23 protein-coding genes are annotated in these 26,985 nt (G+C 63.3%); 15 read left to right on the top strand and 8 right to left on the bottom strand.

All coding sequences use genetic code 11. The features are described 5' to 3' along the window. The first annotated feature begins 2 nt into the window (after positions 1-2). Complete coding sequence (locus EOA16_RS21090; protein ID WP_127259996.1) at positions 3-377, top strand: YciI family protein; 375 nt, start codon at positions 3-5, stop codon at positions 375-377. On the opposite strand, the gene EOA16_RS21085 is transcribed toward EOA16_RS21090, so the two are convergent. From EOA16_RS21085 to EOA16_RS21075, 3 genes are all read right to left on the bottom strand, one after another. Then, complete coding sequence (locus tag EOA16_RS21085; protein WP_127259995.1) at positions 378-1,133, bottom strand: SDR family oxidoreductase; 756 nt, start codon at positions 1,131-1,133, stop codon at positions 378-380. It abuts the gene before it with no gap. 314 nt (positions 1,134-1,447) lie between these two features. Next, positions 1,448-2,185: a tellurite resistance TerB family protein gene (locus EOA16_RS21080; RefSeq protein WP_127259994.1), complete on the bottom strand. Its 738-nt coding sequence runs from the start codon at positions 2,183-2,185 to the stop codon at positions 1,448-1,450. 117 nt (positions 2,186-2,302) lie between these two features. Continuing rightward, positions 2,303-3,223, bottom strand: coding sequence for a rhodanese-related sulfurtransferase (locus tag EOA16_RS21075; RefSeq protein ID WP_127259993.1), 921 nt, complete (start codon positions 3,221-3,223; stop codon positions 2,303-2,305). A gap of 156 nt (positions 3,224-3,379) precedes the next feature. On the opposite strand from EOA16_RS21075, the gene EOA16_RS21070 reads away from it, so the two are divergent. After that, positions 3,380-4,018: a 2-dehydro-3-deoxy-phosphogluconate aldolase gene (locus EOA16_RS21070; protein WP_127259992.1), complete on the top strand. Its 639-nt coding sequence runs from the start codon at positions 3,380-3,382 to the stop codon at positions 4,016-4,018. A gap of 88 nt (positions 4,019-4,106) precedes the next feature. Here EOA16_RS21070 and EOA16_RS21065 read toward each other — a convergent pair whose 3' ends face one another. The 3 genes from EOA16_RS21065 to EOA16_RS21055 form a co-directional block, all read right to left on the bottom strand. Next, complete coding sequence (locus EOA16_RS21065; protein ID WP_127259991.1) at positions 4,107-4,298, bottom strand: hypothetical protein; 192 nt, start codon at positions 4,296-4,298, stop codon at positions 4,107-4,109. Positions 4,299-4,474: 176 nt separating this feature from the next. Next, positions 4,475-6,298 (bottom strand): DUF882 domain-containing protein, encoded by a 1,824-nt coding sequence (locus EOA16_RS21060; RefSeq protein ID WP_127259990.1) that lies wholly within the window; start codon positions 6,296-6,298, stop codon positions 4,475-4,477. Between the two features lie 521 nt (positions 6,299-6,819). Further along, complete coding sequence (locus EOA16_RS21055) at positions 6,820-8,355, bottom strand: sigma-54 dependent transcriptional regulator (RefSeq protein ID WP_127259989.1); 1,536 nt, start codon at positions 8,353-8,355, stop codon at positions 6,820-6,822. A 174-nt stretch (positions 8,356-8,529) separates the two neighbouring features. On the opposite strand from EOA16_RS21055, the gene EOA16_RS21050 reads away from it, so the two are divergent. The 12 genes from EOA16_RS21050 to EOA16_RS20995 all read left to right on the top strand — a co-directional run bounded on the left by EOA16_RS21050 (position 8,530) and on the right by EOA16_RS20995 (position 22,810). After that, positions 8,530-10,362, top strand: coding sequence for a M3 family oligoendopeptidase (locus tag EOA16_RS21050; RefSeq protein ID WP_127259988.1), 1,833 nt, complete (start codon positions 8,530-8,532; stop codon positions 10,360-10,362). A gap of 363 nt (positions 10,363-10,725) precedes the next feature. After that, on the top strand, positions 10,726-11,463 hold the full coding sequence (locus tag EOA16_RS21045) for a proton-conducting membrane transporter (protein WP_127259987.1): 738 nt from the start codon (positions 10,726-10,728) through the stop codon (positions 11,461-11,463). 182 nt (positions 11,464-11,645) lie between these two features. Next, complete coding sequence (locus EOA16_RS21040) at positions 11,646-12,791, top strand: aminodeoxychorismate synthase component I (RefSeq protein WP_127259986.1); 1,146 nt, start codon at positions 11,646-11,648, stop codon at positions 12,789-12,791. Further along, the gene (locus tag EOA16_RS21035) at positions 12,740-13,402 is read left to right on the top strand and encodes an aminotransferase class IV family protein (RefSeq protein ID WP_127259985.1); all 663 of its coding nucleotides are present in this window, start codon (positions 12,740-12,742) and stop codon (positions 13,400-13,402) included. The genes EOA16_RS21040 and EOA16_RS21035 overlap by 52 nt, the downstream gene beginning before the upstream one ends. A 3-nt stretch (positions 13,403-13,405) precedes the next feature. Continuing rightward, on the top strand, positions 13,406-14,359 hold the full coding sequence (locus tag EOA16_RS21030) for a DUF3445 domain-containing protein (protein WP_127259984.1): 954 nt from the start codon (positions 13,406-13,408) through the stop codon (positions 14,357-14,359). A 128-nt stretch (positions 14,360-14,487) separates the two neighbouring features. After that, the gene (locus tag EOA16_RS21025) at positions 14,488-15,933 is read left to right on the top strand and encodes a homospermidine synthase (protein WP_127259983.1); all 1,446 of its coding nucleotides are present in this window, start codon (positions 14,488-14,490) and stop codon (positions 15,931-15,933) included. Positions 15,934-16,117: 184 nt separating this feature from the next. Beyond that, positions 16,118-16,495: a hypothetical protein gene (locus EOA16_RS21020; protein WP_127259982.1), complete on the top strand. Its 378-nt coding sequence runs from the start codon at positions 16,118-16,120 to the stop codon at positions 16,493-16,495. Between the two features lie 187 nt (positions 16,496-16,682). Next, complete coding sequence (locus tag EOA16_RS21015; protein WP_127259981.1) at positions 16,683-18,713, top strand: bifunctional UDP-sugar hydrolase/5'-nucleotidase; 2,031 nt, start codon at positions 16,683-16,685, stop codon at positions 18,711-18,713. A 136-nt stretch (positions 18,714-18,849) separates the two neighbouring features. Beyond that, positions 18,850-19,914: a ferrochelatase gene (gene hemH, locus EOA16_RS21010; protein ID WP_127259980.1), complete on the top strand. Its 1,065-nt coding sequence runs from the start codon at positions 18,850-18,852 to the stop codon at positions 19,912-19,914. 135 nt (positions 19,915-20,049) lie between these two features. Further along, positions 20,050-21,261 carry an FAD-binding oxidoreductase gene (locus EOA16_RS21005; RefSeq protein ID WP_127259979.1) on the top strand — a complete coding sequence of 404 codons (1,212 nt, stop codon included), beginning with the start codon at positions 20,050-20,052 and terminating at the stop codon, positions 21,259-21,261. A 122-nt stretch (positions 21,262-21,383) separates the two neighbouring features. Further along, complete coding sequence (locus EOA16_RS21000; RefSeq protein WP_127259978.1) at positions 21,384-22,334, top strand: SPFH domain-containing protein; 951 nt, start codon at positions 21,384-21,386, stop codon at positions 22,332-22,334. Between the two features lie 11 nt (positions 22,335-22,345). Then, complete coding sequence (locus EOA16_RS20995) at positions 22,346-22,810, top strand: NfeD family protein (RefSeq protein WP_023810067.1); 465 nt, start codon at positions 22,346-22,348, stop codon at positions 22,808-22,810. Between the two features lie 51 nt (positions 22,811-22,861). On the opposite strand, the gene EOA16_RS20990 is transcribed toward EOA16_RS20995, so the two are convergent. Continuing rightward, positions 22,862-23,863, bottom strand: a complete 1,002-nt coding sequence (locus EOA16_RS20990; RefSeq protein ID WP_127259977.1) for a KpsF/GutQ family sugar-phosphate isomerase — start codon at positions 23,861-23,863, stop codon at positions 22,862-22,864. A 250-nt stretch (positions 23,864-24,113) separates the two neighbouring features. Between EOA16_RS20990 and EOA16_RS20985 the strand changes: the two genes are divergently transcribed. Beyond that, on the top strand, positions 24,114-25,907 hold the full coding sequence (locus EOA16_RS20985) for an outer membrane beta-barrel protein (RefSeq protein WP_164754343.1): 1,794 nt from the start codon (positions 24,114-24,116) through the stop codon (positions 25,905-25,907). 40 nt (positions 25,908-25,947) lie between these two features. Here the strand turns inward: EOA16_RS20985 and galU are convergent, their stop codons facing one another. Beyond that, the gene (gene galU, locus EOA16_RS20980) at positions 25,948-26,853 is read right to left on the bottom strand and encodes a UTP--glucose-1-phosphate uridylyltransferase GalU (RefSeq protein ID WP_127259975.1); all 906 of its coding nucleotides are present in this window, start codon (positions 26,851-26,853) and stop codon (positions 25,948-25,950) included. Positions 26,854-26,985: the final 132 nt, after the last annotated feature.

Here is a 26,985-nt window from a genome sequence, read left to right as displayed (position 1 = left end):
AAATGTTCTACGCAATCCTTGCCTATCACGTGGAAGATGCGATCAAGGCGCTGACGCCTCAGGAAGATGCGGCGCTGATGGCCGACCTGCTGAAGATCAACACCCGGCTTCATGAGGAAGGCACGCTTGGACCGTCCGCGCGTCTGGGCGCGACAAACGACGCTTGCACGCTGCGCGGCCCCGGCGACGGCATAATCATCGACGGCCCGTTCGCCGAAACCAAGGAACAGTTGCTCGGCCTCTATGTGGTCGACTGCACCACGAGAGACGCGGCAATCGCGATCGCCCGCGACCTGCGCCGCGTCAATCCCACCGCCGTTTACGAGATCAGGCCCATTCTGCTTTTCAAGCCCGGCGTGCCGCTGGCGGGGAAATAACTAACCACGTCCGACAAACGGCATCTTGGTCGCCATGACGGTCATGAACAGCACGTTGGCGTCGAGCGGCAGGCTGGCCATGTGGACGACGGCGTCGGCGACGCGCTGAACGTCCATCACCGCTTCGGCTGATATCGAGCCGTTGGCCTGCGGCACGCCGACCGTCATCGGCTGCGCCATATCGGTCAGCGCATTGCCGATGTCGATCTGGCCGCAGGCGATGTCATAGGGCCGGCCGTCGAGCGCCAGCGTCTTGGTCAGCCCGGTAATGGCATGCTTGGTCGCCGTGTAAGGAACCGAACCAGGGCGTGGCGCATAGGCCGACACTGAGCCATTGTTGATGATGCGGCCACCCATCGGCTTCTGCTTGCGCATGGCGCCGAAGGCGGCGCGGGCACACAGGAACGAACCGGTGAGGTTGACGCCGACGATATCGTTCCACACTTCGACCGGTATCTCGTCGATCGGCGTCGATTTGTAGCCCATGCCGGCATTGTTGAAGAGCAGGTCGACACGGCCGAAGGCCGCCGCGACGGTCTCGAACAGATCGTCGACCTCGCCTGCCTTGCTGATATCGCAGGCAACCGCCAAGGCCTTGGCGTCGGTGGGCCCGGCCTCAGCCACGGCTGCATCCAGCACGGATTTGCGGCGTCCGCAGAACACCGTGTTCCAGCCGGCCTTGAGCAGCGCCGTGGCAACGCTCTTGCCGATGCCCGTGCCGGCCCCGGTGACGATGGCGGTTCTTTGCTCGGTCATGACTGTTGTCCTCCGGCATCGCGGTGCGTGCCCGCCTGATTTTCAGGGTTGGCGTAAGAACCAAAGGCATCGCAAATGGCGGCGCCGATGGCAAGCCGAGCACAGGAGCACGATCGCGAAAAGTCGAATTCGGCTGTCGGAAAAGGTCGTAGTCGGGCGAACAGATCGGGCCGACAAAAAGGGCGGTCATTGGCGACCGCCCCTGATCTGAACCGGGCTTGGGAGGAGGAAAAGCCGATCCGACTGGGTAGAATGATGCGCTTGCTGGGTTAACGAGAGGTTAAGCCGGAAAGTGCGCCCTGTGCCGTTTTGGCCTACCAGCGCGGATTGGGTGACGTGCCGGCCTTGGCCGGGACCTTGGCCGCCGAAACTGTCGCCTCGACATGGTCGACCAGCGCGTCCGGCAGGCCAAGCCGGCCGGCAAGCAGGTCGAGATAACCGCGCTCGGCGCGTGTGTCGGGATCGATGGTCAGGCGCGACGCCGTGTAGAGTTCGAGCTTCTGCGCATCGGTCTTGGCGCCGGCCACCAGCGTATCGAGGTCGAGCGGGCTTGCCAGCTCCGCCATCAGGAACTTTTCGGCATCGGAGCCTATGCCGGCCAGGCTGAGCTTGCCGGCGATTTTCTGGCGCTCTTCGTCGTCGATATGGCCATCGGCCTTCGCCGCCGAGATCATCGCCCGTATCAGGGTCAGCGTGAATTCGTCCTCGCCTTGCGGCGCCTGCGACGGGTGGAAGGCGGTGTCCTTGGGCGGCGGCAGCAATTCCGGTTCGCCGGCCGCCGGCGCTTCCGCGGGTGCGTTGCCGGCCTTGTAGTTCTGGTAGGCCTTGTAGGCGAGACCGCCGATGGCAGCCAGTCCGCCAAGTTTCACCGCGGCGCCCGTCACGTTACGACCAGTACCGGTTCCGAGCAGCACCGCAGCCAGCGCACCGGCGGCCAGCGGATTGTCCTTGGCCATCTGCACGGCCTGCCCCGCCTTGTCGCGAACTGTGCCGCTGGTGCCGGGAATTTGCGAGCCGAGCAGATCGTCGAGAAGCTTCTTGGGATCGAACATTCAGTGCCTCCAGGATTTGCCCGGCCGAACGGGCAGGTTTCGAACGTCGAAGACGTAGGTCCCGAAACTTGACATTGCAATGACAGGCAGCCGCTTTGCAGCAGCAGCATGCCTGGATCAGGAGCCGATATGCGGACCCCTGCCCCGCGCCTGCGCAAGCTCGACCTGGCGCTGGCGCTCGGCATAACGCTTGCGGTCCTCGTCCGAACGCGCATCGAAGCAATGCGGGCACGAAACACCGGCGGCGAATTTGGGCGACGTCAGGTCGCCCGGCGTCAGCGGGTGGCGGCAGGCGCGGCACAGTTCCGCTTCGCCCTCGGCGAGGCCGTGCGACACCGAAACCCGCTCGTCGAAGACGAAGCACTCGCCTTGCCAGAGGCTCTGTTCGGCCGGAACCTCTTCGAGGTATTTGAGGATGCCGCCCTTGAGATGAAAGACATCCTCGAAGCCGAGCGATTTGACATAGGCCGTTGCCTTTTCGCAGCGTATGCCGCCGGTGCAGAACATCGCCACCTTGCGGCCTTCGAGCTCCGCCCGGTGCGCTTCCACCCAGGCCGGGAACTCGCGAAAGCTTGCGGTGGCCGGATCGATCGCACCCTTGAACGTGCCGATCGACACCTCATAGGCGTTGCGCGTGTCGATGATGACAGTATCGGGCTGCGAAATCAGCGCGTTCCAGTCGGTCGGCGCGACGTAGGTGCCGGCACTTTTCGAAGGATCGATGTCATCGACACCCATGGTGACGATCTCGCGCTTCAGCCGCACCTTCATGCGGTGGAACGGCATGTCCGCCGCTGCGCTGTACTTGACCTCGAGGCCCGCCAGCCCTTCGATGGCTTCGAGATACAAGATCAGTTCGGCAATTGCCGTCTCGCTGCCGGCGACAGTGCCGTTGATGCCTTCATGCGCCAGAAGCAGCGTGCCCTTGACGCCGCGCGCGCAGCAGAAGGCGGCGAGCGGCGCGCGCAGTTCTTCGAAAGCGTCGAGCCGGGCAAACCGGTAGAGCGCTGCGACGCGGAAGCGTGGAAGTGATGTCATTGCCGAAGCCACTAAACGCTCACGAAAGCCTATTCAAGGCAGAGCCGGAATCCCGGCAAGCATCGACAGCGCGTGACATCGCGACACGCTTCGTTTCATGGACAGAAAAACACTCGTCTGCTAATCGGTTGAATTATCCCACGCACGGAGAGACAGATGCCCCGCAAGACCGAAAAACTCCTGTCGCTCCTCAACGGCCAGCCGGTCATCCCGGTGCTGAAGATCTCTGACGTCGCCGATGCGGTGCCGCTGGCCCGCGCGCTGGCACGCGGCGGCCTGCCGGCTATCGAGATCACGCTGAGGACCACCGACGCCCTGGAAGCGATCCGACGGGTGGCTGGTGAAGTCGAGGAAGCCATCGTCGGCGCCGGCACCATTCTCGATGCCACGCAGTTCGAAGAGGCAGCCGCCGCAGGCTCTCGGTTCATCGTCAGCCCCGGCATCACGCGCGAGCTTCTGGCGGCAGCCGCCGGCAGCGATGTTCCGTTGCTGCCCGGTGCCATCACGCCTGGCGAGATCATGGCGGCGCGGGAAGCCGGCTTGCGCTTTCTCAAATTCTTCCCGGCCGAGCAGTCGGGCGGCATCGCTTCGCTGAAGGCCTTCGCCTCACCGCTCGCCGATGTGAAATTCTGCCCGACCGGCGGCATCTCGGCCAAGAACGCGCCCGACTATCTAAGCCTTCCCAACGTGGTCTGCGTCGGTGGCTCCTGGGTGGCGCCCGATGACTTGGTCAAGGCCGGCAAGTGGGACGAGATCGAAGCCCTGGCGCGCGCGGCGAGCAAGCTCGCAAAATAAGGCTTTCAAGGCGGGCATGAAAAAACCCGGCCGACTTGCGTCGACCGGGTTTGCCAGATGTTTTTAAAAGAGCTGCTTTGAGCTGGGATCAGTTGCAGACCCGGATCTCCCTGACCACTTTGTGATGGTGCTTCCAGGTCGTGACCAGCTTGGTCCTGCAGTGCTTCTTCATATGCATATGATCGTTGGTCTTGACGACAATGGTTTCGGCCTGCGTAGGGGCGATGGCCGCCGAGACGGTTGCCAAAGCGATGACCGACGCCAATAGAATCTTCTTCATGGATATCCCCGGGTTTGAACGAACGGGAGAGAAACCGTTGACGGCGCAAGGCGTTCCACGATCACGGCAATGTCAGGCCGGCGTGATCGGAACCCGGCGGGCCGGGCGACCGGATCCGGCCACGCAGCAAAAAGCCGCGCTGGTTGTCCGGCGCGGCTTTGTCGATTGATTTGCCGTCATTTGGTCTGGAAGCGGGCTACCGACATGAACTTGACGGCGTTGCCGGTGAAGCGATTGGCATCGGCCATCTGGCTGCTCGGCTGGAAGCCGGCCGTGTAGACCTCGCTCGGCGGCGTGTGCACGATGCTGTAGGCGTAGCCCGGCGCCGTCGTCGCGCTTGAAACGGTGGCGACATGCTCGCCGCTGGTCAATGCCCAGCGGGCGGCCTGCGGTGCGGCTGCAACCACCATGGCCTTGGGGCCTGGCTTCAGGTCGCGGGCGGTGGCTCTCGATTCCTTGCGGGTCGTCTTGACGCCGGCGCCGATCGCGGCGGCCGGATCGGAACCGGCCGGACGGGCAACGACAGCATCGCGCGGCGATGCGGCGTTGGCGCCCGGATCGTTGAACGCCGAACGCGGCTCGGATCCGGACAAGGAAGCAAGCTGGTAATCGGCCGCACCGACCTGGGCATTGGCCTCGTCGAGCACGGCCTTGACCGCATCCGGTCTGGCCATCTCGGGCCGCGCCGTCGGCAGCACCGAGAACGCATCGGTCGCGGTCTTGCCTTGATCAGCCGTCTCGGCCAGCGCCATCAGCACATCCTTGCTGGGCGGCTCAGACAGAGCGGCCGGCAGCGAATTGTCGGGACGCCATGTCGGCAACGGCACGTTGTTGACCGCGACCTGGGTCGAATCAGCCGAAGCCGTTGCATCGGCCATGCCGAAAGGAACGCTCGCCGGCGCATGCGCGGTCGCCACGGCCTGCTCGGTGGTGGCTGTCGCCTCCGCCATCGCAAAAGGAACGTTCTCAGGCTGCTGTGCGCCGACATCGGCTTTCGGCCGCGGTGCGAAATCCGGCAGCGGAATGCTTCGGGCCGGCAATGCCGCGATGATCGTCTCCGGCGTGTCCTCTTCCGGCTCCGGAGCCTGCTGCTCGGTCACCTGCGGAATCTCGGCGCGGCGCGCATTCTCCGGCGCCACGATGGCGATACCTGGGAGGTTGCTGGTCTTGGCCGCCGCTGCCGGCTTCAGGTTTCTCGCCTTGGGCGGGGGGGCGGCCGAAGCGGTCTGGACATCGGCGCTGTCGTCGGCCTCGTCGTCGCCGCCGCCAAAGAAAGCCGACAGGAAGCCACCTGATTTCTTGCTGCTGCCGCCAGCACTGGCCATCTCAATAGCCGGCGAGCCTGAACCCTTGCGCGCCTTGTAGGAGGCGAGCGCCTGCTCAAAGCCGGGCAGCGGCCTGCCGTCGCTCGGCACATGCAGCGTCTTGCCATTGGGAAACAGGCCGACCAGTTCCTGCCGGCTGATACCGGGCCAATGGCGCACATTGCCGACATCCATGTGGACGAACGGCGAACCCGAGGACGGATAGTAGCCGACGCCGCCGCCCTGCATCTTGAGACCGATGTTACGCAGCTTCTTAAGCGGCACGCCGGGAATATAGAAATCCATCGCCTTGCCGAGCATGTGCTGGCTCTTCTCGGCGACGCCTCTGCTGCGGCCGCGCAGCATCGAGTTCGTCGACGGCGAGCGATAGCCGCAGACGACCTGGATGTAGTCCGTGGCACCCGCTTCCCGATACGCCTCCCAGACCAGATCCAGCAGACGCGGATCCATCTTGGTCGGCTCGTTGCGACGCCAGTCGCGCAAAATGATGTTGATTTTCCTGAGACCCTCGGGAACGTAGCGGCCGTTGCGCTTGTAGACGATCTCGGCCTTCTCATGGGTGTGGAGATGATAAAGCTTCAGCGACCGTGTTTCGGCGCTGGCTCCGCTCGCAGCCGCGGCAACAAAACCAAAAGCGACAACCAACACTGCCAGCCACTTCGGCCAGACGCTCAAATGATGGTGCCGCCTGTTTGTGTGTCGTTCGATTCTGTTCAAATCAAAAGGCCTTGCAGGCTGCCGTTTGTCCCCGGATTTGTCCAAACGGATGTGGCATTAGCACACCCGAATATCGATCCTAATGGTTAATCATCGCTTATTGAAGCCGAAATGCGGTAACACCGTGGCGATATCCCGTCAAAAATTGTTCACAAGGTTTCTTGGTAAACCGCTGGTTTAGATCAGATTTTCGCCTTCGCCCGAACACGATCTGTTTCCGTTAGCCTTAATGCGTGAACAGAGATGTCCATGAGACAGCCACAATGCCGCTGAAACGGCGATACAAGGCCCGTTGTGGCATTGCAAGCTAGCGTCGGCCTTGTGGCAAAGCCGGCTTTCGGGCCCAAGCCCAGCCTGGCAAGAAGCCATGCGCTCCAAAGGTGTGTTAAGATTTGGACAGGCCGAGCCGAGAATGATGGTTCCCGAACCGCAGCCGAGCGGGCTTTGGATACGCTATCCTTTGTAGCCCGGCATCACCTTTAGGAGGCGAGCCGGTCCACGCGGCCTGTCTCCGGATCGATGCCGTGTTCCTTGAGCTTGCGATAGAGCGTCGAGCGGCCGATGCCGAGTCGGCGGGCGACTTCGCTCATCTGTCCGTTGTAGTGATCGATGGCGAGCTTAATCATCTCGAGTTCGACATCGGCTAGTGCCCGCACATTGCCGCGCTCGTCGAGCGCCCGCAACGTGCCGAAGCGAGGCTGCAGCCTTGCCGGCGGATCGAACGCGATTGCTGGGCCGCCCTCGCCGGGCAAGGCTTCGTCATCGCGCCCCTCCAAAGACAGGGGCGGCGACGGCGCGTCGCCATCCATATCGAGGTTGACGGTGCCTTCCACCTGCGCCCGTATCTGCGGGAAGTCCTCGGCGGAAAGCACATCGCCTTCGCAAAGCACCGAGGCCCGGAAGACGGCATTTTCGAGCTGCCGGATGTTTCCGGGCCAGTCATAGGCCTGCAGCACGGCGAGCGCTGCCGCCGAAATACCTTGCAGGCGACGCTGCGGGTCGGCCGGCGCCACCTTCTCCATGAAATGGGTGACCAGATACGGGATGTCGTCGCGGCGGTCGCGCAGCGGCGGCACGAAGATCGGATAGACGTTCAGCCGATAGAACAGATCCTCGCGGAACTTGCCGTCCTTGACCTGCTGCAGGAGGTTGCGGTGCGTCGCCGAAATCAGCCTGATGTCGACCCTGACGGTCGAGCGTCCACCGACCGGGTCTACCTCGCCGTCCTGGACCGCGCGCAACAGCTTGACCTGCACGTCGAGCGGCAGGTCGCCGATCTCGTCGAGAAACAGTGTGCCCGAATGCGCTTCGACGAACTTGCCCGTGTGCTTGTCGGTGGCGCCGGTGAACGAACCCTTCTCGTGGCCGAACAGGATCGATTCGACCAGATTGTCTGGAATGGCGCCGCAATTGACGGTGACGAAGGGTTTCGTGCGGCGGTCGCCACTGCCCTGGATGGCGCGCGCCACCAGTTCCTTGCCGACGCCGGACTCGCCCTCGATCAGGATCGGGATGTTGGATGCCGCCGCTTTCTGGCCAAGACGGATCACCCTGTCCATGGCCGGGCTGTGCGTGATCATGTCCTTGAAGGTCAGGAGGCCGCCGCGACGGCGCGACGTGCGCTTGACCTCGCCCTCGACGGCTTCGACCTTGAGCGCATTGCCGATCGACGCCTGCAGCCTGTCGGGGGACGCCGGCTTGACGACGAAATCGAAGGCGCCATGACGCATCGCCGAAACCACGGTCTCGATGCCGCCCTGCGCGGTCTGCACGATGGCCGGCACGTTGATGTCGCGCTCGCGCATCGCCTTCAGCACGCCGATACCGTCGAGACCAGGCATGACCAGATCGAGGATGACCACCGACACCTCGCGGGCGCCGGGTCCATCGAGGATATCGAGAGCGGCCGCGCCGCCGTCGACGACGATCGCGCTGTAGCCGAACCGCGTCACCGCCGCTTCGAGCAGCCGGCGTTGCACCGGATCGTCATCGACTATGAGTATGGAACCTGTCATGACTGGTATGGCGCCCGCCCGAGGAATTCTGCCCTGTGGACCATCTTGGCACAGGGTTCTAAATAAGGTTTCAAAAAACCCGGTGAATGAATTCCTTAGGATTTGACCGGCTTCTCGTTTCTCCTTGAACGTTGGCCACGGAAGGTGTCGGCAATGCATAAGGATTCTGGGCACATGGTTTCCGCACGGCGGCTGGCGGCGCCGGCGTCCGGTCAGGGCGCGGCCGAGCTGGGCGACCTGCCGGAATGGAACCTTTCCGACCTCTATGCCGGGATGGACGCGCCTGAGCTGAAGCGCGACATCGCCGAGGCCGCCACCGATGCGATCAGCTTCGAAAGCCGCTGGAAGGGCACGCTGGCCGCCGAGGCGGCGCGTGGCAGCGCCGGCAGGCTGGGCGAGGCGCTTGTCGCCTACGAGGCGCTGGAGGAACTGATCGGCCGCATCGTCTCCTATGCGGGACTGGTCTATGCCGGAAATACCGCCGATCCCCAGCGCGCCAAGCTCTATGGCGACATCCAGGAGAAGATGACCGACGCCAGCGCGCATCTTCTGTTCTTCGCGCTCGAACTCAACCTGATCGACGATGTCGCCATCGAAGGCGCGCTCGCCGGCGATCCCGCCTTCGGTCACTACCGGCCGTGGGTGCTCGATCTGCGCAAGGACAAGCCTTACCAGCTTGAGGACCGCGTCGAGCAGCTCTTCCACGAAAAGTCGATCACCGGGCGCGGTGCCTGGAACCGCCTGTTCGACGAGACGATGACCGACCTTCGCTTCGACATCGACGGCGAGGAACTGACGCTGGAGCCGGCGCTGAACCGTTTGCAGGACGCCGACGGCGAGGTGCGCCGCCGGGCGTCCGAGGCGCTGGCCACGACCTTCCGCAAAAATTTGCGCACCTTCACGCTGATCACCAACACGCTGGCCAAGGACAAGGAGATATCCGACCGCTGGCGCGGCTTCGAGGACATCGCCGATTCACGCCATCTCGCCAACCGCGTCGAGCGCAGCGTGGTGGACGCCTTGGCCTCCGCCGTTCGCGATGCCTATCCGCGCCTGTCGCACCGCTATTACGCGATGAAGGCACGCTGGCTGGGCATGGAGGTGATGAACCACTGGGACCGCAACGCGCCGTTGCCGGATACGCCCCAGGCGATCATCGGCTGGGACGAGGCCAGGAACACCGTGCTGTCCGCCTATCAGCGCTTTTCGCCCGACATGGCTGAGATCGCACGAACCTTCTTCGACCGCAACTGGATCGACGCGCCGGTGCGGCCCGGCAAGTCGCCTGGCGCCTTCGCGCATCCGACCGTGCCGTCGGCGCATCCCTATGTCCTGCTCAACTACATGGGCAAGCCGCGCGATGTGATGACGCTGGCGCACGAGCTTGGCCATGGCGTGCATCAGGTGCTGGCCGGCGGCCAGGGCGCTCTGATGGCCTCGACGCCGCTGACGCTGGCCGAGACGGCGTCGGTCTTCGGCGAGATGCTGACCTTCCGCTCACTGCTCGACCAGACCACCGACCGGCGCGAGCGAAAGGCCATGCTCGCCCAGAAAGTCGAGGACATGATCAACACGGTCGTACGCCAGATCGCCTTCTATGAATTCGAGCGCAAGGTGCATGCCGAACGCAAGAACGGCGAACTGACCTCCGACAGGCTCGGTCAGTTCTGGCTCGAAGTGCAGGCCGAAAGTCTGGGTCCCGCCATCAAGCTGCGCGAAGGCTACGAGGTGTTCTGGACCTACATCCCGCACTTCATCCATTCGCCCTTCTATGTCTATGCCTATGCTTTCGGCGACTGCCTGGTGAACTCGCTCTACGCGGTCTACCAGAACGCCGAGCGCGGCTTTCAGGACAAGTATTTCGAAATGCTGCGCGCCGGGGGCACCAAACATCATTCCGAGCTTCTGGCGCCCTTCGGGCTCGACGCCACCGATCCCGCCTTCTGGCAGATCGGACTTGGCGTCATCAGTGGCCTGATCGACGAGCTCGAAGCGCTCGACGCTTGAAATGCGTCCCTCAGGCGTCGCTCTGACAGTTTAGCCTGAATGCATGTTTGGACAGCTCTACTATCGCCCTAAATATCTGTTCTTGAAGTACTCTCCACCGAAGTTTTCCGATAGCTTTCCACAAGCTCTATGGTAGCCTTCGCTCCAAGCTCAGCCGGAGCGCATGCGGATCGGCGAGGAGAAATCTCAGCCGGCCGTGGCGCTCAGGCGAACGCGACAACGGCCGTTGGCCATGGGCAAGCAAAGCCGATCGCCGATAGCTCGAACCGAAGCCGGCTGTTCTGCTTACCGCGGAACCACCAAGAGTAGTCCTTCGCCGAAGGTCATGACCCCACGGCAGACGGATCTGACTGGAGAGAGACAATGGGCACTTTTTTCTATGTCGTCCTGGCGTTCCTGATAGGCGTGCTGGCCGGTTGGTTCCTTTGGGGGCGCCTGCGCGGTGAACTCGGCAGCTTGCGCGGCGACCTCGACCGTACACGCAGCGAACGCGACAGGCTACGCACCGACAGCGACCGCCTGACCGGCGAACTCGATGCATGCGGCAAGACCCGCGCCGACCTCGAGCGCCGGCTGCGCGAAGCGCCGGCCGCACCTGCCGCCGGAAGCAGCGCGGCAAAGCCGGCAAGCCAGGCGCCGGCAGCCCTGATGTCGACCTCCGCGACGGCCAAATCCGCCGCCACAAAGCCGGCGCCGGTTAAACCGGCCGCTGCGAAAGCGGTCTCTGCCAAGGCGGTTCCTGCCAAGCCGGCGGTGAAACCCGCCGCCACCAAAGCCTCGGCTCCAGCCAAATCCGCAACAGCCAAGCCGGCAACAGCCAAGCCAGCAGCCGGCTCAGCATCAGGCAAGCCCGACAATCTGCGCCGGCTGATCGGTATCGGTCCGGTCAACGAGAAGCTGCTCAGGGCGCAAGGCGTCACCAGCTTCGCCCAGATCGCGTCCTGGACAGCCGCCGATATCAAACGGATCGAGGACGTCATGAATTTCGACGGCCGCATCGCGCGCGAACGCTGGATCGAGCAGGCCAAGCTGCTCGCCGCCGGCAACGAGAAGGAATTCGCCAAGCAGTTTCCGACAGCCGGAACCTCCAGCAACAGCTGATCGCCTGGCGAACACTGAAGATTGCAAGCGGCGGCGCAATATCGGCGCCGCCGTTTGCTCTTGGTTCCTGAGTTGGCCCTAAGGTCGGCTTTGAGAGGCAGCGTGCCGTTCCCTCGATTGCGCGCGGGCGGCACCCCATATAGAGCGGTTGATGGCTTCATTGACCTCAGCATTCGGTGCCCATGTCCCTGCCCGCCGCAATTTTTCGCAATGACAAAAGCGCGCGCCAGCTCGTCTTCGACCGGCCGGCCGATGTGATCGTGGCGCACGAAGCAGGGGATTTCGAGCCGGCTCTGGAAGCAGCACAAGCCGCGCATGATGCAGGCAAATGGCTTGCCGGCTATTTCTCGTATGAGGCGGGCTACCTGCTTGAACCCAAACTCGTTCCCCTGCTGCCGAACGGGCGCCGCTCCCCACTCGTGTGCCTTGGGGTTTTCGATGCCTCGGTCGAAGAGGCGGTGCCGCCGCGCAATACGGCGGCGACCAATGGCCCGATCTTCGACGCCCATGCGACGTGGTCGCCCGAGGATTATGAAAAACGCTTCTCGCGGTTGCACCGGCACATCAGGCAAGGTGATTGCTACCAGGGCAATTTGACCTTTCCCGTGCATGCGCAATGGTCGGGCGAGCCGCTGGCCGCCTTCGATGCATTGACGGAACGTCAGCCGGTGAAATACGGCGCGCTGATCGCGCTCGGCGAACCCATCGTGCTATCGCGCTCGCCCGAACTGTTCTTCGAGATCGACGCCGAGGGCATGATCGAGACGCATCCGATGAAGGGAACGGCGCCGCGCGGCGCCACCAAAGCCGAGGACGAACGGCAGAAGATCTTCTTGCGCAATGACGAGAAGAACCAGGCCGAAAACCGGATGATCGTCGATCTCCTGCGCAACGATATATCGCTGATCAGCGAGGTGGGCACGCTGGACGTGCCGGCGCTGTTCCGCATCGAGACTTACCCGACCGTGCATCAGATGGTGAGCGACGTCAGGGCCAAACTGCTGCCGGGTCTCTCTATCCGCCAGATCTTCGCGGCGCTGTTTCCTTGCGGTTCGATCACCGGCGCGCCTAAGATCCGTGCCATGGAGATCCTGCGCGACCTGGAAGGCACGCCCCGCGATGCCTATTGCGGCGCCATAGGCTGGATCGCGCCCGGCGGCCCGATGCGCTTTTCCGTGGCGATCCGCACCATCTCGCTCTTTTCGGGCGGCGAGGCCGTCTACAATGTCGGAGGTGGCGTCGTCTTCGATTCGACGGCGCAGGAGGAGTATCAGGAGTGTCTCTTGAAAGCGCGCTTCGCGACGGGAACACCGCCGACTTTCAGCTGATCGAGACCATGCGCTGGGAACCCGGCCCTGGCTTCCTGCGCTTCGATCGCCATCTTGCGCGCCTCTATGGCTCGGCGGCGGAGCTCGGCTTCCGCTGTGATCCAGGCAAGGTCGGCGAGGCGCTGAGCAGCGCGGTCAGCGGTTCCGGCGTTGCCATGCGCACGCGGCTCGTCCTGTCACACGATGGTGAGGTGACCGCCTCCGCGCAACCTTATGAACCGCTCGCCGTCGACAAGGTCTGGATGCTGCGGCTGGCGCGGACGAGGCTCGATTCGAACGACACGCTGCTGCGCCACAAGACCAGCCGGCGGCAGCTCTACACGCGTGCCCGCGCCGAACACCTCATCACCCAGGCCGACGAGGTGCTTATGGCCAACGAACGCGGCGAAATCTGTGAGGGCACGATCACCAATGTCTTTGCCGATCTCGGCGACGGCGTGCTCGCCACGCCCCGGCTCGATTGCGGCCTGCTGCCTGGCGTATTGCGCGCGCAGCTTCTGGATGAAGGCCGCGCCCGCGAAGCGATCTACAGCTTGGACGATCTGAAATCCGCCAAATCCCTGTTCGTCGGCAATTCGCTGCGCGGACTGATCCCCGCAAGACTGACCTGAAACATGACGTCTATGCCCACTCACACACCCCCAAAGCATACGCTGCCCACCCACACGCCCTATGACGGCTCGTCGAAACTGTTCAGTATCGGGCTGAAGCCGCTCGACCCGGCGGACTGGATCGAGGTCGATGGCCATTTGCTGCCGTATCTCGCCGAAAAGCACCGGCTCTATGCCGAAATCCCCGACCGTGTTTTCGTCGAAGAGGACGGCACGCGCGATGCCCAGCAGGAAGTGCTGGACTTGCTCGCCGCGCATCTCCTGGAGAGGTTCCCCGGAACCCATCGGCGCACCGGATCAGCCGTCGAGGTGATGGGCGCCGCGAGCCGTCTGCCTGCTTCCCTCGCCGATGCGCCGCTGGCTAAAGCCTCACAGCTCGTCCAGGAAGATCTGATCCTGATGCGCAGCAGTGACAGCGGCTGGCGGCTGGTCGCCGGCTCGCTTTGCTTTCCCTCGTCCTGGTCGCTCCTGGAAAAATTCGGCAAGCCGCTGCAGGACATCCACGCGCCGGTGCCGGGTTTCGGCCCGGGCACGCGTCCGGCGGGACTCATCAACCGGATGTTCGATGGCCTCCAGGGGCAGGCCGTCGAGCGCTACAACTGGTCCATCCAGTCCGACAACGCGCTCTACCATCCGCTCTCCGACCTGCAGCGCATCGACCGCGCCACCAACCGGCCGTCGCGCTTTCCCGATGGCGACATCGACGCCCATGCCTTCATCCGCGTCGAGCGGCAAACCCTGCGCAAACTGCCTGTTTCACGCGATATCCTGTTCACCATCCGCATCCATATCGACCCGCTCGCCGTGCTGGCCAGGCACCCTGATCGGGCGAAGCTCGCGGCGTCTTTCGCCGCCCAGCTCGAGGCGCTCGACCTCGCGCAGCTCGACTACAAGGGCCTGACATCAGACCGCGATCGGCTGATGACGGTCCTTAACCACATGGCCAACGCAGCGTAGCCGCTGGTTGGCGCTTTTCGCTGGTTTGTGACAATGATCTGTGATGTAGCGCATGGCCGCCGGGCAAAAATTCCCGGTTTTGCGCATGTTTTCCCAGTTTCCTGGGTTTTGAAGGAGTGCTCGATAAAATGGCGAATGAAAACTGGCCCGTTTACGGTGAGATCAGCGGCCCTGTCGTAATGATCGGCTTCGGCTCGATCGGCCGGGGAACGCTGCCGCTGATCGAACGCCATTTCAAGTTCGACACGTCGCGCATGACGGTCATCGACCCGCGCGACACCGACCGCAAACTGCTCGACGAGCGCGGCATCGCCTTCGTCCAGGAAGCCGTGACCGAGAAGAACTACAAGAAGCTCTTGACGCCGCTTCTGGCCAATGGCGGTGGCCAGGGCTTTTGCATCAACCTGTCGGTCGATACCGGCTCCGTGGACCTGATGCGGCTCTGCCGCAAGCTCGGCGTGCTCTACATCGACACCGTCGTCGAGCCGTGGCTCGGCTTCTATTTCGACGCCAAGGCCGATAACGCCAGCCGCACCAACTACGCGCTGCGCGAGTCGCTGCTCAAGGAAAAGCACGACAAGCCCGGCGGCGCCACGGCGGTCTCCACCTGCGGCGCCAATCCAGGCATGGTCTCGTGGTTCGTCAAGCAGGCGTTGGTCAATCTCGCCACCGATCTTGGCCTGGAGTTCTCGGAGCCCGCGCAGGACGACCGCGAGGGCTGGGCCAAGCTGATGAAGAAAGCCGGCGTCAAGGGCATCCACATCGCCGAACGCGACACCCAGCGCACCAAGAAGCCGAAACCGATGAATGTATTCTGGAACACATGGTCGGTCGAAGGCTTCATCTCCGAGGGCCTGCAGCCCGCGGAACTTGGCTGGGGCACACACGAGACATGGATGCCGAAGAACGCCAAGAAGCACAAGCACGGCTCGAAGGCCGCCATCTATCTGGAGCAGCCGGGCGCCAACACGCGCGTGCGCTCGTGGTGCCCGACGCCCGGCGCGCAATACGGCCTGCTGGTGACACATAACGAGGCGATTTCGATCGCCGATTTCTTCACCGTGCGTTCGAAGAAGGGCAAGGTGCACTACCGCCCGACCTGCCACTATGCCTACCATCCCTGCAACGACGCGATGCTGTCGCTTGACGAGATGTTCGGCGCCGCCGGCAAGCCTCAGCCGGTGCATCACGTGCTCGACGAGAACGAGTTGATCGACGGCGTCGACGAACTCGGCGTGCTGCTCTACGGCCATGACAAGAATGCCTACTGGTACGGCTCGCAGCTGTCGCTCGCCGAGGCGCGCAAGCTGGCGCCCTACCAGAACGCCACCGGCATGCAGGTCACCTCGGCGGTGCTCTCGGGCATGGTCTGGGCGCTGGAGAATCCCGAAGCCGGCATCGTCGAAGCCGACGAGATGGACTACAGGCGCTGCCTGGAAGTGCAATCCCAGTATCTCGGACCGGTCAAGGGCTACTACACCGACTGGACGCCGCTCGATAACCGTCCCGGCCTGTTCCCGGAAGACCTCGACCGGAACGACCCGTGGCAGTTCCGCAACATCCTTGTGCGATAGCAGCACCGCCTACCTGCCTCACTGCCTTGCAATCGCCCGGAAATCGGGCGATTGAAGGGATGCGGACCACAGCGATAGGTAATTCATCTGGACGCACGTCGCTCTGGAAACTTGGATGCACGCCTCGTGCCTGTCGAAAATCGATTCCGATTTTCGGGCCGATGCGAGAGGAGAGGATTTTCACATGATCATTGCGCGCAAAATTCTTTCGATGAGCGTGGCGGGTGCCATTGCGACGATGCTCGCCGCCTGTGCGACCAGCGGCCCTGATGAACCGCCGATGGCTGCGGCGCCGAAAGGCGTCGAGGGCTCGTGGATCGACGCCAAGGGCACCGGCCTGTCGACCTTCGCCGGCGGCACCTTCACGACCGTCGCCACCGACACCGGCCAGAAGCTTGCCGACGGCAGCTACACGATGACCGGCGCAACATCGGTGCAGATCAACGGCACCTCGCTGATCCGCCAGACCGCGGTCAGCTTCAACTGCCTGATGGTGTCGACAAGCCAGCTCAACTGCACGAGCTCCAGCGGTCAGAATTTCGTGCTGACAAGGCGCGTCTGAACCCACGACCATTCGTTTTCCAAGGACGGCGGCCGGTTGGCCGCCGTCCTTTTTTGTGCCGGCAAAAGGTCCCGGATTCCGCTTGCGTCATCCGGAACGTGATGGGAACATGGCCGAAGCGCCGGCTGTTATGTTCCAGTCAAGCAAGAGCGCTAATGGCCTCTGATCAGCTTTCCGGGAGACGAAGATGAAGAAGCTTGCCGCCATTGCAGCCCTGTCAGCCTCAGCCCTCGGCCTGTCGGCCGGCGCATCCTTTGCCGACTACACGCTGAATATCCTGCATATCAACGACTGGCACAGCCGCATCGAAGGCAACAACAAATATGAATCGACCTGCTCGGCGGACGAGGAAACCAAGGGCGAGTGCATCGGTGGCGCGGGCCGGCTGATCACCGCGATCGCCCAGGAGCGCAAGAAGCTGGAAGGCCAGAACGTGCTGCTGCTCAGCGCCGGCGACAATTTCCAGGGCTCACTGTTCTACACGACCTACAAGGGCAAGGTCGAAGGCGAATTCCTCAACGACATGAAGTTCGACGGCATGGCCCTTGGCAACCATGAATTCGACGACGGCGAAGTGGCCTTGGCTCCGTTCCTCGACATGATCAAGTTCCCAGTGCTCGGCGCCAATGTGAAGGCCAACGCGCAATCCAAGCTCGGCGACCGCGTCAAGCCGTCTGTGGTTGTCGAGGTCGGCGGCCAGAAGATCGGCATCATCGGCGCGATCACCAACGACACGCCGGATCTCGCTTCCCCTGGACCCAACGTCGCCATCGAGGACGACGTCAAGTCGATCACCGCCGAGGTCGAGAAGCTGAAGGGCGAGGGCGTCAACAAGATCATCGCCGTGACCCATATCGGCTACAGGCGCGAGCGCGACGTCATTGCCAAGATCCCGGGCATCGACGTCGTTGTCGGCGGCCACAGCCATTCGCTGCTATCGAACACCGACCCCAAGGCGGAAGGTCCCTACCCGACGATGGTCGACAATCCGGACGGCTACAAGGTGCCGGTCGTGCAGGCGGCGTCCTATTCGAAATATCTCGGCGAGTTCAAGGTGGTGTTCGACGACAATGGCGTCGTCAAATCGGCCAGCGGCGACCCGATCTATCTCGACAAGTCGATCACCCCCGACCCGACCGTGCTCGCCCGCATCAAGGAGCTTGGCGCACCGATCGAGGCACTGAAGAACAAGGAAGTGGCTGAGACCACCGACGTCATCGACGGCAGCCGCGAGAGCTGCCGCACCCGCGAATGCGCGATGGGCAACCTCGTCTCCGACGCCATCCTCGACCGCGTCAAGGGACAGGGCGTCGAGATCGTCATCTCCAATGGCGGCGGCCTGCGCGCCTCGATCGACAAGGGCACCGTCACCATGGGCGAGGTGCTGACCGTGCTGCCGTTCCAGAACACGCTCGCGACCTTCCAGATTTCCGGCAAGGATCTGGTGGCCGGCCTCGAGGGCGGCCTCAGCCAGGTCGAGGACGGCGCCGGGCGCTTCCCGCAGGTCGCCGGCCTGAAATATTCCTTCGACAAATCCGTTGCGCCAAATGCCGGCCGCGTCAAATCGGTGGAGGTCATGGAAGGCGGCGCCTGGACGCCGATCACGCCGGACAAGGACTATCTGGTCGCCACCAACAACTATGTCCGCCAGGGCGGCGACGGCTACAAGGTCTTCGCCGACAAGGCCAAGAACCCCTACGACTACGGTCCGGGCCTCGAACAGGTGGTTGCCGACTATCTCGGCGCCCACCGGCCCTACACGCCGAAGCTCGACGGCCGCATCACCGAGATCGCGGCGACCGTCGCCGCAGCGCCCGCGGCCCCGGCAACCGAGCCGGCCAAGCCAGCCGAAGCAGCGCCGGCGACCCCGGCGCCCGCGCCGGCTGAGGCCGCCAAGCCTGCCGAAGCGGCACCTGCGATGCCTGAATTGCCGGCCAACTCGGGCGATATCGCCAACACACCACCGGCCATATCGACGGAAGGAGCACCTCCCCCGCCAGCGCCGCCAGCCGCGGCGGCACCGGCCGAGCCGGCAAAGCCTGCTGAGGCCGCGCCGGCCGAAGTCAGCCATGTCATCGTTGCCGGCGATACCTATTGGGATCTGGCCAAGAAGGCCTATGGCGACGGCGCCAAGTGGAAGGTCATTTCGGGCGCCAACAAGGGCTATGAGCCGCGCCGGCTTCCTGTCGGCGCAACGCTGACCATCCCGCCGAAATAGCCTCGCTTACATGCCCGAATGACACCGCCCGCCCGAAAACCGGACGGACGTCCTGTTTTCGGGCTAAAGGTGCGGCCAGACGCTGCATTGAATGCGCGCGCAAGATGGTTAGGTTCGCGTCTCCCGGAGAACCTTTATGACGCTTTCCACTCCTGCCGAACCCAAGGCCGCAAAGGCGCTCGGCCCGTTGCCCGCTGGGCATCCGCCGGTCAAGGCTGGCAAGATCGGCGTCATGCTGGTCAATCTCGGCACGCCCGATGGCACCGATTTCAAGCCGATGTGGCGGTATCTCCGTGAATTCCTGTCCGATCCGCGTGTCATCGAGCTCAACAGGGCGATCTGGTATCCGATCCTCTATGGCCTTGTGCTCACCACGCGGCCCAAGAAGTCGGGCGCCAACTACGCCCGTATCTGGAACCGGGAAAAGAACGAGTCGCCCTTGCGCACCTACACCCGCGCACAGGCCGAAAAGCTGGCCGAAGCGCTGCGCGACCTGCCTGATGTCGTCGTCGACTGGGCGATGCGCTATGGCAACCCTTCAACCGCCAGCATTGCCCAGCGTCTGGTCGACCAGGGCTGCGACCGCATTCTTTCCTTCCCGCTCTATCCGCAATATTCAGCGACGACCACGGCAACCGCCAATGACCAACTGTTTCGCGCGCTGATGAAGATGCGCCGCGCACCGGCCATCCGCAGCGTGCCGCCCTACTATGACGAGCCGGTCTATATCGAGGCGCTGGCGCGTTCGATCGAACGGCATCTGACGACGTTGGACTTCGAGCCGGAGGTGGTCATCACCTCCTATCACGGCATTCCAAAGCCCTATTTCGAGAAGGGCGATCCCTATCATTGCCATTGCCAGAAGACGACGCGGCTGTTGCGTGAACGGCTCGGCTGGGATGACAAGAAACTGATCATCACCTTCCAGTCGCGCTTCGGCGCGCAGGAATGGCTGCAGCCCTATACCGACAAGATGGTCGAGAAACTCGCGCAGGACGGCGTGAAGTCGATCGCCATCGTCAATCCCGGCTTTTCCGTCGACTGCATCGAGACGCTGGATGAGATCGGCCGCGAGGCGGCCGAGACCTTCCATCATGCCGGGGGCAGGAATTTCGCCCATATCCCTTGCCTCAACGACAGCGCCGAGGGCATGGCGGTGATCGAGGCGATGGTGCGGCGCGAACTGTCCGGCTGGGTCTAGGAGAAATTCCAGGAAAAGTGTGGAAACGGTTTTCCGTCCGGAATTTCGTCAACCAGAGAGCTAGAGCGGCTCGCCGCTTTAACACCGGAACAACACAAGCTCCGGGGCGTTAAGCCGCGCCCTCCGGAGAATTCGATGTCCCGCAAACTCGACCTCAGTAGTGGCCGGCCCGTCTGGTCAGCCTATCGGGCGCCTGCGGTGCCGACGGACGGCCTGATCCGGGACGTCAAGACAGATGTGCTGGTCGTCGGCATGGGCATCAGCGGCGCCATGATGGCCGAGGCGCTGACGGCCGACGGCCATCAGGTGATCTGCATCGACCGGCGCGGCCCGCTGAAGGGCTCGACGGCCGCAACCACCGCACTGGTGGCATTCGAAATAGACCAGCCTCTCTCCACGCTCTCGAAGATGGTCGGCGGGGCCTCGGCGCGGCAGGCCTGGCGACGCTCGCAGCTCGCCGTCTCCAATCTCGCCGCCCGCATCGCCGAACTCGGTATCAATTGTGGCCTGAGCCGGACGCCGTCGCTCTATCTGGCCGGCACGATGCTTGGTCCGTCGGAACTGCGCGACGAGGCCGAGGCACGTCGGCTAGCCGGCATCGGCGCGACCTATCTCACGCCGGCGCCGCTGGCGGAGACATTCGGCATTGATCGCGGTGGCGCCATCCTCAGCCATGGCAATATCGCACTCGACCCACGCAAGCTGACGGCCGGGCTGCTGCTGAAATCCCTGGAGCGCAAGGCACGCTTCTACGCCCCCGTCGAAGCCACAACGATCGAGGACAGCGCCGACGAAGCGGTCGTCGCGACCAGGGATGGGCCTACCATCACCGCACGACATGTTGTTCTGGCCACCGGCTACGAACTTGTCGACATCGTGCCCGCGACGGCCCACCGGATCATCTCGACATGGGCGATTGCGACACGCCCGCAACTGCGAAAGCTTTGGCCGGACGCAGCGTTCATCTGGGAAGCGTCGGAGCCGTATCTGTATATGCGCACGACGATCGACGGCCGGGTCATTTGCGGCGGCGAGGACGAGGATTTTGTCGACGAAGCGCGGCGCGACGAGCTGATCGCCGACAAGAGCACGCGCATCGCCGAGAAGCTCGGCCTGGTATTTCCGCATCTCGACACCAGGCCTGAATTCGCCTGGGCCGGTTCTTTCGGCACCACGACCACCGGCCTACCCTATATCGGCGCCATTCCTCGCCACCCTCGCATCCATGCGGTGATGGGCTACGGCGGCAATGGCATCACCTTCTCGCAGATCGCTTCCGAGATTGTCCCGGCTTCGATCAACGGGCTGGATGACACGGATGCAAGGTTGTTTGCCTTCAACCGCTGAGTGCAAACCTATAAACAATCCCATCATCACCTGATTGTAACGCATCTGAAACACACTTAAGTCTTTGGTGAAGTCGGCTGCGCGAGAATGGCTTGAGCGGCCTTCGTCTGAGGGAGAGCCAAATGGATTTCAGTGGTTTCGATATTGCGGTTGGTGCACTTGCCCTTCTGGTATTGGTGCTGCTGATCAAGGGCATCAGGACAATCCCGCAAGGCTACAACTATACGGTGGAGCGCTTTGGCCGTTACACCAAGACACTGAGCCCGGGTCTCAATTTCATTTACCCGTTCATCGACCGCATCGGCGCCAAGATGAACATGATGGAGCAGGTGCTTGACGTTCCGAGCCAGGAAATCATCACCCGCGACAACGCCATCGTCGGTGTCGACGGCATCGCCTTTTTCCAGATCCTCAACGCGGCGCAGGCCGCCTACCAGGTATCCGGCCTGCAGAACGCCATCCTCAATTTGACGATGACCAACATCCGTACCGTCATGGGTTCGATGGACCTCGATGAACTCCTGTCGAACCGCGACGCCATCAACGAGCGCCTGCTGCGCGTCGTCGATGAAGCAGCCCACCCGTGGGGCATCAAGATCACCCGCGTCGAAATCAAGGACATCAACCCGCCGGCCAACCTTATCGAATCGATGGGCCGGCAGATGACCGCGGAACGCAACAAGCGCGCGCAGATCCTTGCCGCCGAAGGCCTCAAGCAGTCGCAGATCCTCGAGGCCGAGGGCCGCAAGGAAGCCGCCTTCCGCGATGCCGAGGCGCGCGAACGTTCGGCAGAGGCGGAAGCCCGCGCCACCCAGGTGGTGTCGGAAGCGATCTCCAAAGGCGATGTGCAGGCGCTGAACTACTTCGTGGCGCTGAAATACACTGAAGCGCTTGGCAGGATCGGCACGGCCACCAACAGCAAAATCGTGCTGATGCCCTTCGAGGCGTCGTCTCTGATCGGCTCGCTCGGCGGCATCGGCGAGATCGCCAAGGAAGTCTTCCGCAGCGAAGGCACGACCGGCTCGCAAAGGCAGGCCGCGCGCCCGCCGGTCGTTCGCCCAACCGACAACTGAGGTCGAAACCAATGATCGACCGCATCGTTTCCGAACTCGGCCCGTGGAACTGGATGGTTCTCGGCTTCGTCCTGCTGGTGATGGAAATCATCGCACCAGGTATCTTCATGCTGTGGATCGGCATCGCCGCGCTGATCATCGGCGCTGTGTCGCTGCTGATCTGGGACGCCGGCTTCTGGACCTGGCAGGTCCAGGTCCTCGCCTTCCTGGCGCTGTCGCTGGTCTCGGCCTATGTCGGCAAGAAGCTGGTCGGCAGCCGCAATGACCCGACCGACCAGCCGCTGCTCAACCGGCGCGGCGCGCAAATGGTCGGCAGGATGGCGACACTTGCCGAACCGATCCGGGATGGACGCGGCCGCATCAAGCTGGGCGATACGCTGTGGCGCGTCTCCGGGCCGGATTTGCCGGCCGGCACGCAAGTGCGCGTGACGGGTGCAGCCGATACGGATCTGGAACTGACCGTCGAGGCGGTCTGAACGAGCGCGCAGATTCAGGTCAGGCCGGCATCACCCGGAGATCAGCACACCTTAGGCCGCTCCGATACGCAACAGGTCGTGCAGGTGGATGAGGCCGACTGGTTTCCGGCCCTCCACCACCATAAGGCTGGTGATGGCTGAATTGTTGATCGTCTGCAGCGCCGTTGCCACCAGCGTGTCCGGCGCGGCCGTCTTCGGTCCTCTTGTCATCACCTGATCCACCGTCATCGCCAGCAGATTGCTGCCGATGTGACGGCGGATGTCGCCATCGGTTATGATGCCGACCAGCGCACCGTCGGCGTCGGTGATCGCGACGCAGCCAAATCCTTTGCGCGACAGTTCCAGGATCGCGTCCTGCATGCCGGTGCCCGCAACCACCAGCGGCAGCCTGTCGCCGACATGCATGATTTCGCGGATCTGCGTCAGGTTGGCGCCGAGTTGGCCTCCCGGGTGAAAGGTGCGGAAATGGTCCGGCGTGAAGCCGCGTGCTTCGAGCAGCGCGATCGCCAGTGCGTCGCCCATCACCAGTTGCAGCAGCGTCGATGTCGTTGGCGCCAGGCCGTGCGGACAGGCCTCCGGAGCGCGCGGCAAAAGCAGCACCACGTCCGCCGCCCGTGCCAGCGCCGATGTCTCTCCGGCGGTGATGGCGATCAGCGGAATGGAAAAGCGCCTGGAATAGGCGACGATGCCCATCAGTTCCTTGCTTTCGCCCGACCACGACATGGCGATGATGGCGTCATCCCTGGCGATCATACCGAGATCGCCGTGGTTGGCTTCGGCGGGATGGACAAAGAAAGCCGGCGTGCCGGTCGAGGCCAGCGTCGCCGCGATCTTCGAACCGATATGGCCGCTTTTGCCGACACCGGTGACGATGAGCCGGCCTTCAATCCGAGAGATCGTCGCGACCGCCTGCGCGAAAGGCGCGGCCAATCCGTTCTCCAAGGCCTCGGCAAGGGCTGCAACCCCAGCCTGTTCGGTTGCCACCGTCCTCAGCGCCGAAGCGATCGAGGCTTGCCTGTCCGAAGGCTTCTTATCCAGGGATCCCGCATGCATGGCTGATGCGATTAGCGCTTTGCCGGCGCGCTGTCCAACAGAAATGGCCCCAGGCATGTTGCTCGAACGGGTGCGGTGGTTTCAGACAACGGCAGGCGCGAAAACAAAAAGCTTAACGCACGCGGTATGAATCCCTTTGGAAATCAGCGCTTCAGGCGGCTGACGGGCCGCTGCCTCAACCCTCCGTTAACCATCCCCATTTACGGTTCGGTAAGTATGGCGCGCGTGCGCCGCGCAAGCAGTGGTGGCGATGTTCGGGGTCCAGCCAGAAAATTCGACAGGACGTGGGGGCAAGGCGGTCTGCGCCTTGCTGCTGGCAACCAGCATGTTTGCCTTGCTGCGCCCAACGGCGCTCCATGCCCAGGAAACCGAACTGCGCGGCGAAGTTTCGGAATCGGCGATCCTGTCCGACCAGCAGCGCAAGGCGAGACAGCTGGCCCTGGCAGCGCAGGGTCAACAGCCGGCCAACGCCGCGCAGGACGACAATGCGCCTGCCCGCACCTACCTGCCGGCCAGCGCCGGTGCCGTGCCTGACGACGCCGACACTGGCGATGCCACCGCGACTGGCAGCCTCTTCGACCCGCCGGCAGCCACTGACGACACGTCCGCCGACACAGCGGCGCCCCCCAAGCCTCGCCGCCGCTCATCGACCGCCAGGCAGAATGCGGCTGACCAGGCCAAGGACAAGGCAGCCGACAAGTCGAAAAAGAAGAAGAAATCGACGGCCGACACCTCCGACATCACCGCTTCCACGACCGCCGCCACGACGAATGCTACCGATGGTGAAGAGACAGACGAGGACACGGCCAACCGCCGCGCCCTCACCATCGACAGTGCCGACAAGCAGAAGCTCGACCCAGGTGCAGAGCGCACGGACGCCATCGAAGGCCAGAAAAAGAAGCCGGAGGATGATCCATTTGCCGCCACCGGCGTGAAATGGGGCTCCTTCGTCATCCGGCCAACCATCGAACAGGGCCTGACCGCCACCTCGAACGGCGATTCGAGCAGTGCCGGCACGTCGGCGCTGCTGTCCGAGACGGCGCTGCGCTTTTCCGCCGCCTCCGACTGGCGCGAGAACTCAGCCACGATCGACGGCTATGGCCTGTTTCGCGAGACCGTCTCGGGTTACCCGGTTCACGACGAACAAGGGCGTATCGAAGGCCAGCTCAATGTCGACCTCGACAATGAGCTGCGCGCCATCGCCAAGCTCGGCTATGAGGCCGTGCCGGAATCAGCATCATCGCCGGACGCCATTGCGGGCGTCAGCAAGCAGCCACTGCGGCAGACCATCGATGGCAGCCTCGCCGTCGAAAAGCATCTCGGCAAGATGCAGTACACGTTGACCGGCGCGGTCTCGCACGACTTCTACGGCGACGCCAAGCTCTCGGACGGCACCTCGCTGTCGCAGAAGGATCAGGACTCCACGCTCTACACGACGACGTTGCGCACCGGCTACGAGATCTCCCCTGCCCTGACCCCTTTCACCGAGATCGAGGTCGGCCGCCGGACCTATGATCAACGCATCGACAATGAAGGCTTCGAGCGCTCGTCGACGCGGCTCGGCGCCCGCGCTGGCCTTGCACTCGACATGGGTGAGAAGCTGTCGGGCGAATTCTCGGCCGGCTGGCTCAGGGAAGCGATCGACGACAAAAACCTTGATGCGATCGCGGGTGCCACCGTCAACGCCGACCTCAAATGGTCACCCGAGCGCGGCACCACGATCGGCCTGACCGGGCGGACCACCGTCGAGCCCACGACCACATCGGGCGAAAGCGGCGACATCCTCTATTCCGGTCGCCTGACCGGCGAACGCCAGATTCGCGCCAATCTCACCGCCAACGCGGCTCTGGGCCTCGACTGGCGTGATTACATCGGCATCGACGGCCATGACAGGGTGTTGAGCGCCGAGGCCGGACTGACCTGGTGGCTGAACCGCTACGCCGGCCTGACCACAAGAGTGAGGACCGAGAAGCTGACCAGCAATCTGCCGGGCCGGGACTACACCGCCAACAGCATCTTCCTCGGCGTGAAGGTGCAGCGCTGAACGGCCGCACCAACGACATCCGGCCGCTCGCTGGAATGCTTTAAAACGCAGCGCCCCTGCGCTCAGAAGGCTTCAGCTCGTCGAGAAGCGTGCGGATGACGCCAGCCATGTTCTCGTTCATGTCGCTGCGCCACAGCGCGAAGGCGACATTGGCCTCGACAAAACCTTCCGGCGATCCGCAGTCGAACGTGCGGCCCTGATAGTGATAGCCGTAAAAGGGCTGCTGCTTTTCCAGCTTCAGCATGGCATCGGTGAGCTGGATCTCGTTGCCGGCGCCCTTTTCCTGGCCTTCGAGGATCTTGAAAATCTCCGGCTGCAGGATGTAGCGGCCGTTGATGTAGAGATTGGACGGCGCGGTGCCGGCCTTCGGCTTTTCCACCATCTCGGTAATGCGGAAACCGTGATGCGTGTCCTCGCCGCGGCCGACGATGCCGTATTTGTGGGTTTCGGCGGGATCGCATTCCTGCACCGCGATGATGTTGTTGCCGGTCTCCTCGTAGAGCTCGACCATTGCCTTAGTGCAGCTCTTCTCCGACTGCATGATCATGTCGGGCAACAAAAGCGCGAAGGGCTCGTCGCCGACGAGCTCGCGGGCGCACCAGACGGCGTGGCCAAGTCCCATCGGTACCTGCTGGCGTGTGAAACTGGTCTGCCCCGGCGCCGGCTGCAGCCGTTGCAGGCGGGCGAGCTGGTCGTCCTTGCCGCGCTGGGCCAGCGTGTCATAGAGTTCGAACTGGATGTCGAAATGGTCCTCGATGACGGCCTTGTTGCGGCCGGTGACGAAGATGAAATGCTCGATGCCGGCCTCGCGCGCCTCATCCACCACATACTGGATCACCGGCCGGTCGACGACGGTCAGCATTTCCTTGGGGACAGCCTTGGTGGCCGGGAGAAACCGTGTGCCGAGACCGGCGACCGGGAAGACTGCCTTGCGAACTCTCTTCATGCTTTCAATTATCCGTTTGAGGGCCAGCTCCGCAATCCCCGTTTCAAGACATTTTCACGCCGGAATTGGGGACTACTGGGCGACTGAGGGGAATGTCCACCGGTAAAGCTTCGAAGCGTCTTTTCGTTCCCG

Source organism: Mesorhizobium sp. M7A.F.Ca.US.008.03.1.1, assembly GCF_003997495.1.
GTDB lineage: Bacteria > Pseudomonadota > Alphaproteobacteria > Rhizobiales > Rhizobiaceae > Mesorhizobium.
Note: the sequence above shows the minus strand (reverse complement) of the source record. Positions and strands in the feature narration are given on the sequence as shown.

Excerpts from the sequence above, each read along its gene's own strand:
- EOA16_RS21090 (WP_127259996.1), top strand. The coding sequence starts at position 3 with ATGTTCTACGCAATCCTTGCCTATCACGTGGAAGATGCGATCAAGGCG.
- EOA16_RS21085 (WP_127259995.1), bottom strand. The coding sequence starts at position 1,133 with ATGACCGAGCAAAGAACCGCCATCGTCACCGGGGCCGGCACGGGCATC.
- EOA16_RS21080 (WP_127259994.1), bottom strand. The coding sequence starts at position 2,185 with ATGTTCGATCCCAAGAAGCTTCTCGACGATCTGCTCGGCTCGCAAATT.
- EOA16_RS21075 (WP_127259993.1), bottom strand. The coding sequence starts at position 3,223 with ATGACATCACTTCCACGCTTCCGCGTCGCAGCGCTCTACCGGTTTGCC.
- EOA16_RS21070 (WP_127259992.1), top strand. The coding sequence starts at position 3,380 with ATGCCCCGCAAGACCGAAAAACTCCTGTCGCTCCTCAACGGCCAGCCG.
- EOA16_RS21065 (WP_127259991.1), bottom strand. The coding sequence starts at position 4,298 with ATGAAGAAGATTCTATTGGCGTCGGTCATCGCTTTGGCAACCGTCTCG.
- EOA16_RS21055 (WP_127259989.1), bottom strand. The coding sequence starts at position 8,355 with ATGACAGGTTCCATACTCATAGTCGATGACGATCCGGTGCAACGCCGG.
- EOA16_RS21050 (WP_127259988.1), top strand. The coding sequence starts at position 8,530 with ATGGTTTCCGCACGGCGGCTGGCGGCGCCGGCGTCCGGTCAGGGCGCG.
- EOA16_RS21045 (WP_127259987.1), top strand. The coding sequence starts at position 10,726 with ATGGGCACTTTTTTCTATGTCGTCCTGGCGTTCCTGATAGGCGTGCTG.
- EOA16_RS21040 (WP_127259986.1), top strand. The coding sequence starts at position 11,646 with ATGTCCCTGCCCGCCGCAATTTTTCGCAATGACAAAAGCGCGCGCCAG.
- EOA16_RS21030 (WP_127259984.1), top strand. The coding sequence starts at position 13,406 with ATGACGTCTATGCCCACTCACACACCCCCAAAGCATACGCTGCCCACC.
- EOA16_RS21025 (WP_127259983.1), top strand. The coding sequence starts at position 14,488 with ATGGCGAATGAAAACTGGCCCGTTTACGGTGAGATCAGCGGCCCTGTC.
- EOA16_RS21020 (WP_127259982.1), top strand. The coding sequence starts at position 16,118 with ATGATCATTGCGCGCAAAATTCTTTCGATGAGCGTGGCGGGTGCCATT.
- EOA16_RS21015 (WP_127259981.1), top strand. The coding sequence starts at position 16,683 with ATGAAGAAGCTTGCCGCCATTGCAGCCCTGTCAGCCTCAGCCCTCGGC.
- hemH (WP_127259980.1), top strand. The coding sequence starts at position 18,850 with ATGACGCTTTCCACTCCTGCCGAACCCAAGGCCGCAAAGGCGCTCGGC.
- EOA16_RS21005 (WP_127259979.1), top strand. The coding sequence starts at position 20,050 with ATGTCCCGCAAACTCGACCTCAGTAGTGGCCGGCCCGTCTGGTCAGCC.
- EOA16_RS21000 (WP_127259978.1), top strand. The coding sequence starts at position 21,384 with ATGGATTTCAGTGGTTTCGATATTGCGGTTGGTGCACTTGCCCTTCTG.
- EOA16_RS20995 (WP_023810067.1), top strand. The coding sequence starts at position 22,346 with ATGATCGACCGCATCGTTTCCGAACTCGGCCCGTGGAACTGGATGGTT.
- EOA16_RS20990 (WP_127259977.1), bottom strand. The coding sequence starts at position 23,863 with ATGCATGCGGGATCCCTGGATAAGAAGCCTTCGGACAGGCAAGCCTCG.
- EOA16_RS20985 (WP_164754343.1), top strand. The coding sequence starts at position 24,114 with ATGTTCGGGGTCCAGCCAGAAAATTCGACAGGACGTGGGGGCAAGGCG.
- galU (WP_127259975.1), bottom strand. The coding sequence starts at position 26,853 with ATGAAGAGAGTTCGCAAGGCAGTCTTCCCGGTCGCCGGTCTCGGCACA.